Here is a 13,710-nt window from a genome sequence, read left to right as displayed (position 1 = left end):
GATGACCTCCTAGGCGTAAAAGACTTCCAGTGCGATGTCGGGGTGGTTCAGCACGGCACGAACAGGCATTATAGCCACATCATCACCGTCGAGGGCGGCTTCGTATACGGCCAGTTTCGCCCCGCCCTCGATGTGCAGGTAGCAGTGCGCGGCGGCGGCGATGGCATGCAGCGAGAGCGACATCCGCTCTTTCGGTTCCGTCGGGGCCTCGGCAGCCCCGCAGAGGGCGGCATCGTTCAGCAGACCCTCCAGCTCGGGACGGCCCGGAAAGAGCGAGGCGGTGTGGCCGTCGCTTCCCATGCCGAGCACCACGACGTCAAAGGGGAAAAAAGCCTTGTAAGCGGCCTCAACCCCGGCTACCGCCTCCGCCGCCGTTTCGCCCGGGCGGTACATGCCGACGAAGGTGGCCGCCTCCGCCCCGTTGGCGAGCAATTCGCTGCGGACCAGGTTTTCGTTGCTCGCCCCCGATTCCGGGTCGACCCAGCGTTCGTCCACGAGCCCCACCGTCACCAGGCTCCAGTCGACGTTCTCGGCGGCCAGCTGTACGAGGAAGGGACGGGGCGTATTGCCGCCCGAGAGCAGCAGCGAGGCGCTCCCTTTTTCCGCTATGGCCGCATCGAGGTCCCGCGCCACCTTGTAGGCAAGCGTCTTGTGCAGGGTCGGCAGCGAATCGTAGATGTGAAAAACGGTCTCAGTGCTCTTCATACCAGCTCCTGCCGTCACGCTCGATCATGGCGATGGCCGCCGTCGGTCCGTCGGTCCCGGCGGCATAGCTCTTGAGGCCGACCGCGCCCCCTTCCCACTCTTCGAGAATGGGGTCCGCCCATCGCCACGCCGCTTCGACCTCATCGCGCCGCATAAAGAGCGTCGCGTTGTTGCGGATGACGTCGAGCAGCAGCCGTTCGTACGCTTCCGGGGTGCGCGGCGCGTTTTCCGGGATGTTCAGGTCGAGCGCCATCTCCCGCAGGTGCATCTGCTCGGAGAGCCCCGGGATCTTCGTCATGATCTTGAGCTTGATGCTCTCCTCGGGCTGCAGCATGATCACCAGCCGGTTGGGGGAGATGCAGCGCCCCTTGTTCGCGAAGATCTGGTAGGGGACCTCTTTGAACTGCACGACGATCTCCGTGTAGCGCTTGCTCATCCGCTTGCCGGTCCGCAGGTAAAAAGGCACCCCCTGCCAGCGCCAGTTGTCCACCTCGGCCCGCACCGCCGCAAAGGTCTCGGTGGTCGAATCGGGGGAGACCCCCTCTTCGAGGTATCCGGGCACCTTCTCGGCGTTGATGATCCCCGCCGTGTAGCGGCCGCGGACCGTTTTTTCGCTCACGTCGCCGGAGGCGAAGGGGCGCAGCGAACGCAGCACCTTCACCTTCTCGTCGCGTATACTGTCGGCTTCAAGCGAACAGGGCGGCTCCATCGCCACAAGGCAGAGCAGCTGCATCAGGTGGTTCTGGATCATGTCCCGGAAGGCGCCGTAATCCTCGTAGTAGCTGTGACGCCCTTCCAGACCGACGCTCTCGGCCGCCGTGATCTGCACGTGGTCGATATCCTGTCCGTTCCACAAGGGCATGAACAGCATGTTTGAAAAGCGCAGGGCGAGAATGTTCTGAACGGTATCCTTCCCCAGGTAGTGGTCGATCCGGAAGATCGCCTGCTCTTCGAAATAGAGGGCCACCTCGTCATTGATCTCCTTCGAGGAGGCCAGGTCACGGCCGATCGGCTTCTCCAGGACCACGCGGCTGACCGGCGTGATGAGCCCCCAGTGGTTGAGCGCTTTGCAGATCGGACCGAAGAAGGTGGGCGCCGTCGAGAGGTAGTTGACGCGGTCGCGGTCGGGGTATTCGCCGAGCATCTGGGCGAGGGCACCGTAGCTCTCCTCCACGCCCAGGTCAACAGTAACGACCTCCAGCTGCCGGGCGAAGCTCTCCCAGTGCGCCTCTTCAAAACACCCCTCTTTGAGGAAAAGCTGCAGCTTCTCCTTGACCAGGGCGAGATGCTCCTCGCGCGACACCTCGTGGCGGCTCGTGGCGATGATGCGGCTCGTCGGCGCGACGTAGCCGTCGCTGCAGAGGTGGTAAAGGGCGGGAATGAGCTTGCGCAGGGAGAGATCCCCGTGCCCTCCGAAAATAACAATATCGCAAACGTTGGCGGTTTCACTCATAACGGTCGTCCTTTATTAAAAGAGGGTTGCGGTACCCTCTGGCATCTTCTTGGAGCGCTTTTTGAGCGCCGCCGACGCGAAATACTCCATCTCGTTTTCGCGCAGAATGCGGATGGCGTTCGTCGTACCGGGCACGCCGATGGGGTCGCCCGCGGTAACGATGTACATGGCGTGGCGGTCAAGCACCTGCCGCGCCAGACCGCTCTGCACCACTTCGATGAGCATCTTGTCCACGCTCGTCGTCCGCGTCAGAAACGCCGGAACGACCCCCCACACCAGGGTGAGAAGGCGCGCCACGCGGTCACTGTGCATCACGGCCAAAATGGGGTTCTCGGGGCGGTAGCGGGCCAGTTTTTTCGCCGATTGCCCCGAGGCCGTCAGCGCGATAATGGCCTCGGCGTCGATCTTCTGCGACAGCAGGACCGCCGATTCGTCGATCACGTCCATCTCGTCGAAACATTCGAACTGCGCGAACTTGTGGTACGGGTAGATCTTCTCCGTCTCGCGGATCGTTTCCGTCATCGTTTCGACCGCTTTGACCGGGTAGGCACCCACGGCACTCTCCTCGGAGAGCATCACGCAGTCGGTACCGTCGAGCACGGCATTGGCGACGTCGCTGATCTCCGCCCGCGTCGCCCGTTCGGCCTGGGTCATGGAGAGGAGCATCTGCGTGGCGGTAATGACGGGTTTACTTTTTTCGTTGGCTTTGCGGATAAGCATCTTCTGCAGCGTCGGGACCTTGTAGAAAGGGACCTCGATTCCCAGGTCGCCCCGCGCCACCATCAGCCCGTCGCTGGCTTCGAGGATCGCGTCGATGTTTTCGACGGCGTCGAACTTCTCGATCTTCGCGATCAGCTGGGTATTCCCGCCATGGCGCTCCACTTCGGCCCGAACGTCCTCCATGTCCTTTGCCGTCTGCACGAAGGAGATCGCCATGAAATCGACCCCGTTCTTCACCCCCCAGGCTATATCTTCGCGGTCCTTTGCCGTCAGGACCTCCAGTCCCAGGGAAGTGTGGGGGAAGTTGACCCCCTTGCGGGAGCTGAGTTGGCCGCTGTTCTGCACTTCGCAGACAACGCTGTCGCCCGTCGCGACGACCGTGGTGCGCAGGGAGCCGTCCGCAAAATAGATCGCCTCCCCCTTCTCAACCTTGGCCAGCAGTTCCGGGTGGTTGAGGCTGAGGCGCAGGCGTCCCGGCGCGATAAAGACCCCGTCGCTTTCTTCGGCCGTGAACTCAATCCTGTCGCCGGGGGAGAGCTCCACGATGCCGTCGATGAGGCCGATGCGCACCTTCGGTCCGCTGATATCCTGCAGCACGCCGACGATCAGGCCGCAGCGGCTCGCCGCTTCGTAAATGCGTTTGAGATTGGCTTCGTGGTAGTCGTGGGTCCCGTGGCTGAAGTTGAGACGGAAGACGTTCACGCCCGCACGGATCATCCGTTCCAGGGTGTCGACGTCCTCGCACGCGGGGCCTACTGTCGCCAGAATCTTGGTATGTTTTTTCATCGCAATCCTTCAGAGTCCTTCCGGACATTGCGCCAAAACACGTCTCCGGACCGCAGACCGGAAATGGCATTCTTGGAACTATGATAACCAAAATCGTATCGCGGTACAGTAGCAGAATGATTACAAAAAAGGCAGTGGGTGGTCAGCGGGGAGGCAGTAGGGCCCCCGCAGGGGGTTATTCGATGTTCGTGTAGACGGCCTGGACGTCATCGTCCTCTTCAAGTTTGTCGATCAGCTTCTCGACCTCTTCCATCTGCTCCTCGGTGAAGCTCTGCGGATTGTTCGGAAGGCGCTGCAAGGAGGCCTTCTTCACTTCGATTCCCATCCCCTCCAGGGCTTCCTGGAGTGAACCGAAACTGGTATAGTCGCCGTTGACGTAAACGGTGCCCTCGTTCTCGTCCAGCTCTTCAAGACCGGCATCGATCAGCTCAAGCTCCATCTCCTCAAGATCCATCGCGTCCGTTTTTTCAAATTCGAAGACCGCTTTGCGGTCGAACATGAACTCGAGTGAACCGGTTTTGAGCAGTTCGCCCCCGCTTTTGTTGAAGTAGCTGCGCACGTTGGCGACGCTGCGGTTGTTGTTGTCCGTCGCGCACTCGACGAAGATCAGCGCGCCGTGCGGCCCTTTGCCCTCAAAATTGACCTCGGCGATGTCCGCGGCGTCTTTCCCGCTGGCGCGCTTGATCGCCGCCTCGATGTTGTCCTTGGGCATGTTCTGCGCTTTGGCGGTCTGGATCGCCAGACGCAGCTGCGGGTTCATATCGGGGTCCGGTCCCCCCGCTTTGGCCGCCATCGTGATCGTTTTGGCCAGTTTCGGAAAAATCCGGGACATATTGCCCCAGCGCTTCTCTTTCGCCGCGCGGCGGTATTCAAACGCTCTACCCATCGTATCCTCTTTACAGGGGGTCTCCCCTTTTGTTTCCGCAATTATAGCAAAAGCCTTCGCTACAATAACGGTATGAAGCCGATACCCGCCGTTCCCGATACCCTCGCCCCGCTTATCAACGCCCTCGCCGCGCAGGGGGTACGGCCCGTACTGGTCGGCGGCTATGTACGCGATGCCCTGCTGGGGATGCCCAGCAAAGATATCGACATCGAGTGTTTCGGTGCGGCCTCCCTGGAGGCCCTTATTCCGCTGCTGAAGCCCTTCGGGAGCGTCAACAGCGTCGGCAAATCCTTCGGTGTCCTGAAGCTCACGCTGAACGGTTATGACCTCGACCTCTCCCTCCCCAGGGTCGAGACGAAAACCGGGCCGGGCCATACGGGGTTTGCGGTCACGACGTTTGAAACGTTTGATTTTAAAACGGCGGCCAAACGGCGTGATTTCACCGTGAACGCCATCGGTTACGATCCCCTCGAAAAACTCCTCCTCGATCCCTACGGCGGCGAAAAAGACCTGGAGGCGCAGACCCTGCGCTGCGTCAATGAGAGCACCTTCGTTGAAGACCCGCTGCGGCTGCTGCGCGCCGTACAGTTCTCCGCCCGTTTCCGTCTCATCCCGGACCCGCATCTGGTGCACCTGGCGCACACGATGATGGCGCAGGGGGTACTTGCCGAATTGCCCAAAGAGCGCATCTTCGAAGAGTTCAAAAAGCTGCTGCTCAAATCCGACACCCCCTCCGTCGGACTGCGGACGATGCATCTTCTTCACATCACCCCGTTCTTTCCCGAACTTGCCGCCCTGGAGACGACCGATCTCTGGGACGTCGTGCTGCGGGCGCTCGATACGATGGCATCTATCCGCCGCCGCGTGGAAAGCGACCCCCTTGCCATGATGTTCGCCCCGCTCTGCATCGGCATGCGAGATCCAAACGCCTTTCTCACCTCACTCACCGATGACAAACGGCTTGTTTTGAACGTGCTTGATTATGTAAAGTACCACGGCCAACCCGAACGGCTCTACGCCGAAGCGGCGTCGGACGCGGAGGTAATGCGCCTGGCACGGGACGTCCGCATCGATACGATCGCCGCCGTTGCCGAAGCCTGCTACCGGGGACGCCACCCCGCCGCCGAGACGAGCGACGCCGTGGCCTGGCTGCTGCACAAGGCGGAGAGACTGGGCGTGCTGAATGCGCCCAGGGCCGCCCTGCTGAACGGGGAGGCGCTTATCGCCGCCGGGCTATCACCCTCCCCCCGTTTCAAAACGATCCTGGATGCGGCCTACGACGCCCAGCTCGAGGGCGCGTTCTCGGATGAGGAAGGTGCAAAGGCATGGCTGAAGGATTATTTGTCGGATTTGGGGTAATCGTAGGCGAGTGTTTTATAGCGTTCGAATTGAAATGCCGACCAGCTGCAGGGGATCTCGAATCGGATATAGGCCGCGGTCGGCATGTGGACGGCTTTTCCGCCCAACGTTTCGGCGATCCACTCTATGGTCGGGTTGTGTCCGATGATCATCAGTTCGTCGACGGCGTCATCGACCTTTCGGATCACCTCGGCGTAGGTTTCGGACGAAGCCTCGTACAATAACGGTTCCGTTTGGACGGCTAACGCCCCGTCATAAACTTTTTGCAATGCCGCCGCCGTCTGCCGGGTACGCCGGGCGGAAGAGACAAGGACGAGATCGGGGGTATAGTGTTCGGCGTGAAGGCGCTCCGCCATGGTTTTGGCCGCTTTCTTGCCGCGGGCATTGAGGGGACGTTCGTGATCACCGAGGGCCGGGTCGTCCCAGGAGGACTTCGCATGCCGCATCAGTGTCAACGTACGCATCAGAGGGTTTTGATATGTTTCTTGACGAGCACGCCGACGCCCGTTTCGGAACTGGCGCCGATGCACGAAAGCGCATAATCCAGACGGCTGCGGTATTCGTTCTCATCAATGGGAAGCCCCGTGCCGTCCGCCGCCTGCATCGTAAAGGTACCGTCGGGGGATTTGAAGTACCGGATACCCCGGCAGAAGAAGCAGAGCGGCTTATCCTGTTTCAGCACGGCATAAAAATCGATGCCGTCGTCCCGCATGTCCATCATGATCGCCTCCGCACCGTCGCCGCTGCGTTTGGCCAGTTGACGCTCCATCTGCGTCTGAAAAAAGTCCGCTAATGACTCTTGCATTTTCTCCCCCATCTCCTCATGGAATCTAGGGCAGAATTTTACCACAGAATCGTTAAATATTATGGCGTTATAATATTAATATTATTTATATGATTTATTTTGTTATTCGGCTGCTGTCGATCTCGATGACCGTATGAACATTCCCGCGGGGGTTGAAGTCCGCCGTGATTTTCATCCATTTGGGCTTGAGTTTGCGCTCGAGGACTTCATAGATCTCGTTCGCGCTGTTTTCATGGGAGATGTGACGATCGCGGAAGGCGTTGATGTAGAGCTTGATCGCCTTGAGTTCGACCACCCACTCATCGGGTGTATACTCCAGGTAGATCGTCGCGTAGTCCGGGTAGCCGCTGCGCGGACAGAGACAGCTGAACTCCGGCAGGGTCATCTTGATAATATAGTCGCGTTTGTGCTCGTTTGGCCAGATCTCAAGATCCTTCTCCACATCAAAGTTTGCGATAATCTCTTCACCATATTTCATTCTTTACTCCTTGATGGTATCGATGGGACTGAGATAGTTCCCCTGGATCATGTCGACCCCGACTGCCTTTGCGGCATCATAGGCGGCTTCGTCTTCGATCATCCTGATCCAGCTGCGGTAGCCCAGCGTTTTCACCGTCTGCTGCAACCCTTCGACGAGCGCACGGACCCTCGGTTCCGTAATGCTTTTCCCCAGCGTGCTCTCGTAGCGGACGAAGTCCACGTCAAGATCCTGCAGATAACGCAGCGAAGCGTGAATCCCGCCCAGGCGGTCCAGCGCAATGTAGATCCCCGCCCGGCGGAAGGCCTGCAGCCTCGTATTGAACTGCGACGTCTGGTGATAGAAGTTGCTTTCGCTGATCACGAATACCAGGCGGTATCGGAGTTTGTCGTTATTGGAGAGCAGCATCATAATGTGCTCCAGGAAAAGCGGGTTGCGCAGCGAAGAGGGAGAGACATCGACGGCGATCATCTGCCCCGGTTCGAGTGTTTCAACTTCGGCCAGCGCCGCTTCGGTCTGTATTTCGTCAAAACGGCGCAGCAGTCCCAGACGGTTGATCACCGGCATAAAGCGTTTCTGGTGAACGAGTTTGCCCTCCCCCGTGACCAGCTTGAAGGCCTGTTCGAAAAGCAGAGGTTTTCCCCCCTCGAACACGGCCTGGTACGCATAGGAAAAAGAGCGTGCATTGACCGCTTCGAGTACCAGATGCTCCACCGTGTCCGGGTCGATCTCCTCCCCATCGGTTTTGAGCATTTTCGCGTTCTCGCCCTGCAGCTCATAAAGCCAGTCGACCAGCTTCTCGATGGAGCGCGAATGGCGGGTATCCGTCATGGAGCCCAGGATGTCGATTTCGATCTCCTCGAGGCTGTAGTGCTGGAACTTGACGCAGAGCAGCTCCATCATCGAACTGAAATCCTCCTGCTTTCCCTCGAGCGCGATGATAAAGTCCCCCCCTTTGAAGTGGGCGATCGGGACGCGGTACATTTTCTGCTCGTTCAGATAGGCGGCGATCCTGTTGGCGACACTGTAAAGCACTTTGTCCCCGTTCGTAAACCCGTACTGCTGGTTGATATCGTCCAGGTTGACGACGCTGAGCAGAAAGAAGGTGTAATCCTTTTTCTTCAGCTCCTTTTGCATCTGCGCGCTGAAGTACTCCCGGGTAAAGGCATGGCTGATCGGGTCCGTGATCCGCTCGTTGAATCCCTGGTAGATCAGGTAAAAGAGGTAGTAGACCATAATGCCCAGCATACTGAAGGCAACAATGATAAACGTGTTGGGGATCGTATTGAAATAGCGCAGCATCACCGATGCCGTGGTGATGACTGCCAACGCAAAAACAGGGAGCCCCATTCGCAGGGCGAGTTTAAAGCGGTTTTCGCGCTCCTTGGCTTCGGGATAGAGTAGACTCATGGGTTATACGTCAAGGTGTTTGACGTCCTTGGCGTGGGTCTCGATGTAGTTCCGGCGCGGCTCGACTTCATCGCCCATAAAGAGGTTGAAGGCATCGCTCGCCGCTTCGGCATCTTCGATATTCACGCGAAGCAGCACGCGGTTTTCCGGTGTCATCGTCGTCTCCCACAGCTGTTCCGGGTTCATTTCACCAAGCCCTTTATAGCGCTGGATGTAAGAGCCTTTGCGTGCATACTCCTTGATCTCTTCGAGGATCTCGAGCGGATCGCCGCCGATATCGATACCCCACTCTTTCATCTTGTCATAAACGAACTGCGCCTCGTTGAAGTGCGGCGCGCTGAAAAGCTCATCGTTAATGCGGAGCTCTTCCATCCCTTCTCCCGTCTGGACGAAGAGGTGGATCTCCTCTTCGGAAACGAGTTTGGAGAGAATATTGTTGCCGCGTTCGGCGAGGAAACGTTCGACCTCGGCGTACATTTTTTCCGAATCCAGCCCGATGATGTCCGGGTTCTCGATGAAGTGGCGGATCAGGCTGACAAGGGAGTAGCGGCGCTCCAGCGCTTCGAGACTGCTGTTGTAGTGGTCGACCATCTTGAAATAGGAGACAAGGTCGTTATGGCCGATTCCCTCGATCTCCAGCGACTCGACGCCGTTCTCGATCAGGAAGTCATTCATGACACGGTCGTTTTTGAAGTAGATCTCTTTTTTACCCTTCTTGTAGCGGTAGAGCGGCGGCTGCGCCAGGTAGAGGTAGCCGTTCTCGACGATCGTCGGGAAATAGCGGAAGAAAAAGGTCAGCAGCAGGGTCTGAATGTGCGAACCGTCGACGTCGGCATCGGTCATGATGATGATCTTGTGATAACGCAGCTTCTCTTCGTCAAACTCTTCGCCGATCCCGCAGCCCAGCGCCGTGATCATGTTCGTGATCTCGTCGGATTTGAGGATCTTGTCCAGGCGCGCTTTTTCAACGTTGAGGATCTTACCTTTGAGCGGCAGGATCGCCTGAAAGACACGGTCACGCCCCTGCTTGGCGGAACCGCCCGCGGAGTCGCCCTCGACGAGGTAGAGTTCGCTGATCGTCGCGTCTTTGCTCTGGCAGTCGGCCAGTTTCCCCGGCAGGGTACCGACGCTCATGGAGTCCTTGCGGCGGGTAAGGTCGCGTGCTTTTTTCGCCGCTTCGCGTCCTCTCGCCGCCATCAGCGCTTTTTGAACGATCGCTTTGGCCTCGATAGGATTCTCTTCAAAATACTTGGAGAGCTGCTCATATGAGGCTTTTTGGACCAACGGACGGACATAGGTGTTACCCAGTTTGCCCTTGGTCTGACCCTCGAACTGCGGTTCGGGCACCCGGACGGAGACGACGGCAATCAACCCTTCGCCGGTATCTTCACCGCTGAGTTTGACGTCTTTCTCTTTTGCATTCCCGTTTTGGCTGTTGTAGGTCGAGATGACACGTGTCAGTGCTGCGCGGAAACCGGCTTCATGCGTCCCGCCGTTGGGGGTGCGGATATTGTTGACGAAGCTGTAGACCTTCTCTTCGAAGCTGTCGTTGTACATCAGCGCGATATCGAGTTCGATATCTTCGATTTTTGCATTGTACTCATACGGCGAAGCGACCTGGATCTTCTTATTGAGATCGGAAACGAACTGGGTAATACCGCCTTCAAAATGGTAGGTTTCGCTTCTGCCGTCGCGCTCATCCTTGAAGATGATCTTGATTCTCGGGTTGAGGTAGGCGAGTTCTTTGAAACGTCTGGCAAGGTAGTCGTACTCGAAAATAACCGTTTCGGTAAAGATTGAGGGATCCGGAGCAAATTCAATCGTTGTTCCGTGTTTGCGGGTATTTCCCGTTACCTCGAGGATCTCCTGGGGAATCCCCTGTTTGAAATCCTGTTCATGGATCTTGCCGTCGCGGTGGATCGTCATGTGGAGGTTGCTACTGAGGGCGTTGACGACGGAGACACCGACCCCGTGCAGACCACCTGAGACCTTGTAGGTATCCTTGTCGAATTTCCCCCCGGCATGCAGGACGGTCAGAACGACGGTGGCGGCGGAAATATTCTCGGTCGGGTGCATATCGGTCGGAATCCCGCGCCCGTTGTCGCCAATGATCGCGGTACCGGCTTTGGTGAGCGTTACGGTGATCGTGTCACAGTATCCGGCCATTGCTTCGTCGATGGAGTTGTCGACGACTTCGTAGACGAGATGGTGCAGACCGCGATGGCCCGTATCACCGATATACATCCCCGGACGTTTACGTACGGCCTCGAGTCCTTTGAGGACTTTAATATTGCCTGCGCCGTAATTTTGTTCCATGATCGCTCCAGTAGGCTAAATGGGTTTAATTTTATCCAAAAAGGGCTAATAAATTAATTTTATGGGCTTAGAGGAGACGGGAGCAGGCTCTGCCTGCGAAAAAAGAGAAGCGCAGGTCAGATGACAATCGGCATGACGATTGTTTTGAACGCTTCTTCTTGCAGCATGAAAGGCATATTGGGTTCGTTGAGTCCGAGGGTAAAATGGGTCTGATCGATCTGCCCGAGGAAGTCGAGTATATAACGGCTGTTGACGGCAAAGACGAAAGAGGAATCGATCCCGGTGTCGACATTGATCTCTGTCGTAGCCTTGTTGTTCTCGTCGCTGAGGCTTTCAAAGAGGATACGGCCGCTCTCCAGGGTTAGTTTCATGTCATTGGAGATTGTCGTGATCTGTTTGATGGCATTGACGATGTCGCTTTTGGGCAGGGTGAGGTTGTAGCGTGTCGATGCGGGGATAATGCGGTTGTAGTCGGGGAACTTTCCGTTGATCAGCTTCGTAAAGAAGGTGTACTGGTCGGATTTGATCAGCAGATGGGTGGCATCGTAGTAGATGTCGATATTGCTCGTAAAGAGTTTCTGGATCTCGATAATCGCTTTTTTGGGAATGATCAGGGAGAGTTCGCTGCCGCTGGTCTGCGGAATGGCGATGATGGCAAGACGGCGGGTATCGGTAGCGACAAAGTTGATCTGGTCGGATTTGATATCGATGAGCGCACCATTGAGTTCGAACTTCGGATTGTTCGTATCGGCGGCAGGCGTGATCTTTTTCAGGGAGTTGATCAGCAGACCGGAATCGATCTCGACTCCGGGTTTGTTCTCAATGGAGGCAAAAGCCGGGAACTCCTGGGCATTGTACATCGGGAGCTGGAAGTCGGAGTGTCCCTGGGTGATATCGAGCATACCGTCTTTCGTATTGAGGTTGACGTTGCCGTCACTGAGGATGCGGACGATGTCGAGGAGTTTCTTGCCGTTGGCTGTTGCCATGCCGGGCTCGATAACGTTGATATTGCCGGCTTCGATCACAAGGCCGATTTCATAGTCGGTGGCTTTGACGGTCAATGTGTTCGATGCAGTCGCTTCGAAGTAGAGGTGGGATGTGATCTGGGAGAGATCTTTTTTCTCCAGAAACGGCTGTGTGTGGATCAGGATATTTTCCAACACGGATTTGGCGATCTCGAACTGCATCGAAGCTCCTGTTATATATTTAAATTTTTAGTAGATGATAGTAGTCTGCCGTTTTTTTGTGAAAAAGCAGAAAACATCCCTACTTTTAGGGCTTTTCCCATGTGAATAAAGTCGATTGCCTTCTTCACATTTGTTCACTTGGCACATTATATCTTTTTTTATTTGCAAAGAAAATATAGATAAAGGGTGCTTTTTTAGACAGTCTCCGGCGGCATGGCGGTGATTTTATTATGCAGCTCGTTGATCTTGACCTTGAAGTTCTCATCCTCTTCGAGAAGCTGGTGGATTTTTTTCATTGTATGGCTGACGGTGCTGTGGTCTTTCATCCCGAAATACTGGGCGATCTGCGGCATCGACATCGGGGTCAGTTCGCGGGCGAGGTAGATGGCGACGCGCCGGGCGGCGACGATGTTGCGGCTGCGGCTTTTCGAGCGGATTTCGCTCGGTTTGACGTTGAGCTCTTTGGCGATGGTCTTCATGATCCCGTCGATGGAGATGTTGTCGCTCTTCTCCTGGAGCTGCTCGCGCAGGGCGTTTTTGGCGAAATCGAGGGTGATCTCCTGGTGCATCAGCTGGGAGTAGGCGTGCAGCTTGGAGAGGATCCCCTCGATCTCCCGGGTGTTGTTGTCGATGACGGTTGCAATATAGTTGACGACGTCGTCGCCGAGAATAACCCGGTTGATCTCGCATTTTTTCTTGATGATCGCAATCTTCGTCTCCAGCTCCGGCGGCTGGATGTCGGCCACAAGCCCCCATTCGAAGCGGCTCTGCAGCCGCGCTTCCAGGCCGGCGATCCGCTTGGGGGGTTTGTCGGAAGTGAGGACGATCTGTTTGCCCTCGCTGCGCAGGGTTTCGAAGGTGTGAAAAAACTCCTCCTGGGTCTGGATCTTGTTGCTGAGGAACTGGACGTCATCGATCAGCAGCAGGTCGCACTGGCGGTACTTCTCTTTAAAGCGGTCCATCGTCTGGTTGCGCAGGTGGCGGGTAAAGTCGTTGACGAACTGTTCGACCGAGGTGTAGACGACGGTTTTGCCCTGCAGGAGCATGACGTTGCCGATGGCCTGCATCAGGTGGGTCTTGCCCAGTCCTACCCCCCCGTAGATAAAGAGGGGGTTGTAGACCTGCCCCGGCCGTTCGCTGACGCTTTTGGCCGCGGCGTAGGCGAACTGGTTGGAACTGCCGGCGACGAAGTTCTCAAAGGTGTAGGCGGGGTTGAGCATGGAGTGCTTGGGCCCCTCGGCCGGGGCAACCGTGGCGGCCGTGCTGCTTTTTCCGGCGGCGCCTTTGGCCTTTTTGACGCGGATATTGACCTCCCGCGTGCTCCCGGTCTTGATCTCGAAGAGGTGGGCGATCTTGGCGGCGTAGCGGTTCTTGATCCAGCTGGCGACGAGGGGGTTGGGCACTTCGAAGACGGCGAGGTCGCTGCGCGACGCTTTGGAAAGAAAGCTCATCTGCTTGACGTAGCGGTTGTATTCGACCTCGCTGATCTCCTCTTTAAGCATCTCCAGAATCGTATCGCCGATCGTCATCGCAGCTCCCGTTCGCTATAATTTCCACAATGTGAATAATGATGTGAATTATAGCAGACAATTTGAGGCATAATGC

12 protein-coding genes are annotated in these 13,710 nt (G+C 57.0%); 1 reads left to right on the top strand and 11 read right to left on the bottom strand.

Annotated features, from left to right (window positions below):
* Positions 1–9: 9 nt before the first annotated feature.
* The 4 genes from pgl to ACM66T_RS00045 form a co-directional block, all read right to left on the bottom strand.
* Complete coding sequence (gene pgl, locus ACM66T_RS00060) at positions 10–705, bottom strand: 6-phosphogluconolactonase (protein WP_231019539.1); 696 nt, start codon at positions 703–705, stop codon at positions 10–12.
* A complete protein-coding gene (zwf, locus tag ACM66T_RS00055; RefSeq protein ID WP_231019538.1) occupies positions 692–2,158 on the bottom strand; it encodes a glucose-6-phosphate dehydrogenase in 1,467 nt (488 codons plus the stop codon). Before zwf ends, pgl begins: the two co-directional genes overlap by 14 nt.
* Positions 2,159–2,173: 15 nt before the next feature.
* Complete coding sequence (gene pyk, locus ACM66T_RS00050) at positions 2,174–3,664, bottom strand: pyruvate kinase (protein WP_231019537.1); 1,491 nt, start codon at positions 3,662–3,664, stop codon at positions 2,174–2,176.
* A 175-nt stretch (positions 3,665–3,839) separates the two neighbouring features.
* Complete coding sequence (locus ACM66T_RS00045) at positions 3,840–4,550, bottom strand: YebC/PmpR family DNA-binding transcriptional regulator (protein WP_231019536.1); 711 nt, start codon at positions 4,548–4,550, stop codon at positions 3,840–3,842.
* A gap of 72 nt (positions 4,551–4,622) precedes the next feature.
* On the opposite strand from ACM66T_RS00045, the gene ACM66T_RS00040 reads away from it, so the two are divergent.
* A complete protein-coding gene (locus tag ACM66T_RS00040) occupies positions 4,623–5,909 on the top strand; it encodes a CCA tRNA nucleotidyltransferase (RefSeq protein ID WP_416768653.1) in 1,287 nt (428 codons plus the stop codon).
* Here the strand turns inward: ACM66T_RS00040 and ACM66T_RS00035 are convergent.
* The 7 genes from ACM66T_RS00035 to dnaA form a co-directional block, all read right to left on the bottom strand.
* Positions 5,888–6,373 carry a SixA phosphatase family protein gene (locus ACM66T_RS00035; protein WP_231019533.1) on the bottom strand — a complete coding sequence of 162 codons (486 nt, stop codon included), beginning with the start codon at positions 6,371–6,373 and terminating at the stop codon, positions 5,888–5,890. The genes ACM66T_RS00040 and ACM66T_RS00035 overlap by 22 nt on opposite strands.
* Positions 6,373–6,714 (bottom strand): hypothetical protein, encoded by a 342-nt coding sequence (locus ACM66T_RS00030; protein WP_231019532.1) that lies wholly within the window; start codon positions 6,712–6,714, stop codon positions 6,373–6,375. Before ACM66T_RS00030 ends, ACM66T_RS00035 begins: the two co-directional genes overlap by 1 nt.
* Before the next feature lie 94 nt (positions 6,715–6,808).
* On the bottom strand, positions 6,809–7,192 hold the full coding sequence (gene queF, locus ACM66T_RS00025) for a preQ(1) synthase (RefSeq protein ID WP_231019531.1): 384 nt from the start codon (positions 7,190–7,192) through the stop codon (positions 6,809–6,811).
* 3 nt (positions 7,193–7,195) lie between these two features.
* A complete protein-coding gene (locus ACM66T_RS00020) occupies positions 7,196–8,602 on the bottom strand; it encodes a GGDEF domain-containing protein (RefSeq protein ID WP_231019530.1) in 1,407 nt (468 codons plus the stop codon).
* 3 nt (positions 8,603–8,605) lie between these two features.
* Positions 8,606–10,918 carry a DNA topoisomerase (ATP-hydrolyzing) subunit B gene (gyrB, locus tag ACM66T_RS00015; RefSeq protein WP_231019529.1) on the bottom strand — a complete coding sequence of 771 codons (2,313 nt, stop codon included), beginning with the start codon at positions 10,916–10,918 and terminating at the stop codon, positions 8,606–8,608.
* Positions 10,919–11,034: 116 nt separating this feature from the next.
* Positions 11,035–12,105 carry a DNA polymerase III subunit beta gene (gene dnaN, locus ACM66T_RS00010; RefSeq protein WP_231019527.1) on the bottom strand — a complete coding sequence of 357 codons (1,071 nt, stop codon included), beginning with the start codon at positions 12,103–12,105 and terminating at the stop codon, positions 11,035–11,037.
* Between the two features lie 194 nt (positions 12,106–12,299).
* Positions 12,300–13,634 (bottom strand): chromosomal replication initiator protein DnaA, encoded by a 1,335-nt coding sequence (gene dnaA / locus ACM66T_RS00005; RefSeq protein WP_416768652.1) that lies wholly within the window; start codon positions 13,632–13,634, stop codon positions 12,300–12,302.
* Positions 13,635–13,710 lie beyond the last annotated feature (76 nt).

The organism is Sulfurimonas sp. ST-25, assembly GCF_048079205.1.
Taxonomy (GTDB): domain Bacteria; phylum Campylobacterota; class Campylobacteria; order Campylobacterales; family Sulfurimonadaceae; genus Thiomicrolovo; species Thiomicrolovo sulfuroxydans.
Note: the sequence above shows the minus strand (reverse complement) of the source record. Positions and strands in the feature narration are given on the sequence as shown.

Bases quoted from the DNA above. Each gene is read 5' to 3' on its own strand.
- pgl (WP_231019539.1), bottom strand. From the start codon at position 705: ATGAAGAGCACTGAGACCGTTTTTCACATCTACGATTCGCTGCCGACC.
- zwf (WP_231019538.1), bottom strand. From the start codon at position 2,158: ATGAGTGAAACCGCCAACGTTTGCGATATTGTTATTTTCGGAGGGCAC.
- pyk (WP_231019537.1), bottom strand. From the start codon at position 3,664: ATGAAAAAACATACCAAGATTCTGGCGACAGTAGGCCCCGCGTGCGAG.
- ACM66T_RS00045 (WP_231019536.1), bottom strand. From the start codon at position 4,550: ATGGGTAGAGCGTTTGAATACCGCCGCGCGGCGAAAGAGAAGCGCTGG.
- ACM66T_RS00040 (WP_416768653.1), top strand. From the start codon at position 4,623: ATGAAGCCGATACCCGCCGTTCCCGATACCCTCGCCCCGCTTATCAAC.
- ACM66T_RS00035 (WP_231019533.1), bottom strand. From the start codon at position 6,373: ATGCGTACGTTGACACTGATGCGGCATGCGAAGTCCTCCTGGGACGAC.
- ACM66T_RS00030 (WP_231019532.1), bottom strand. From the start codon at position 6,714: ATGCAAGAGTCATTAGCGGACTTTTTTCAGACGCAGATGGAGCGTCAA.
- queF (WP_231019531.1), bottom strand. From the start codon at position 7,192: ATGAAATATGGTGAAGAGATTATCGCAAACTTTGATGTGGAGAAGGAT.
- ACM66T_RS00020 (WP_231019530.1), bottom strand. From the start codon at position 8,602: ATGAGTCTACTCTATCCCGAAGCCAAGGAGCGCGAAAACCGCTTTAAA.
- gyrB (WP_231019529.1), bottom strand. From the start codon at position 10,918: ATGGAACAAAATTACGGCGCAGGCAATATTAAAGTCCTCAAAGGACTC.
- dnaN (WP_231019527.1), bottom strand. From the start codon at position 12,105: ATGCAGTTCGAGATCGCCAAATCCGTGTTGGAAAATATCCTGATCCAC.
- dnaA (WP_416768652.1), bottom strand. From the start codon at position 13,634: ATGACGATCGGCGATACGATTCTGGAGATGCTTAAAGAGGAGATCAGC.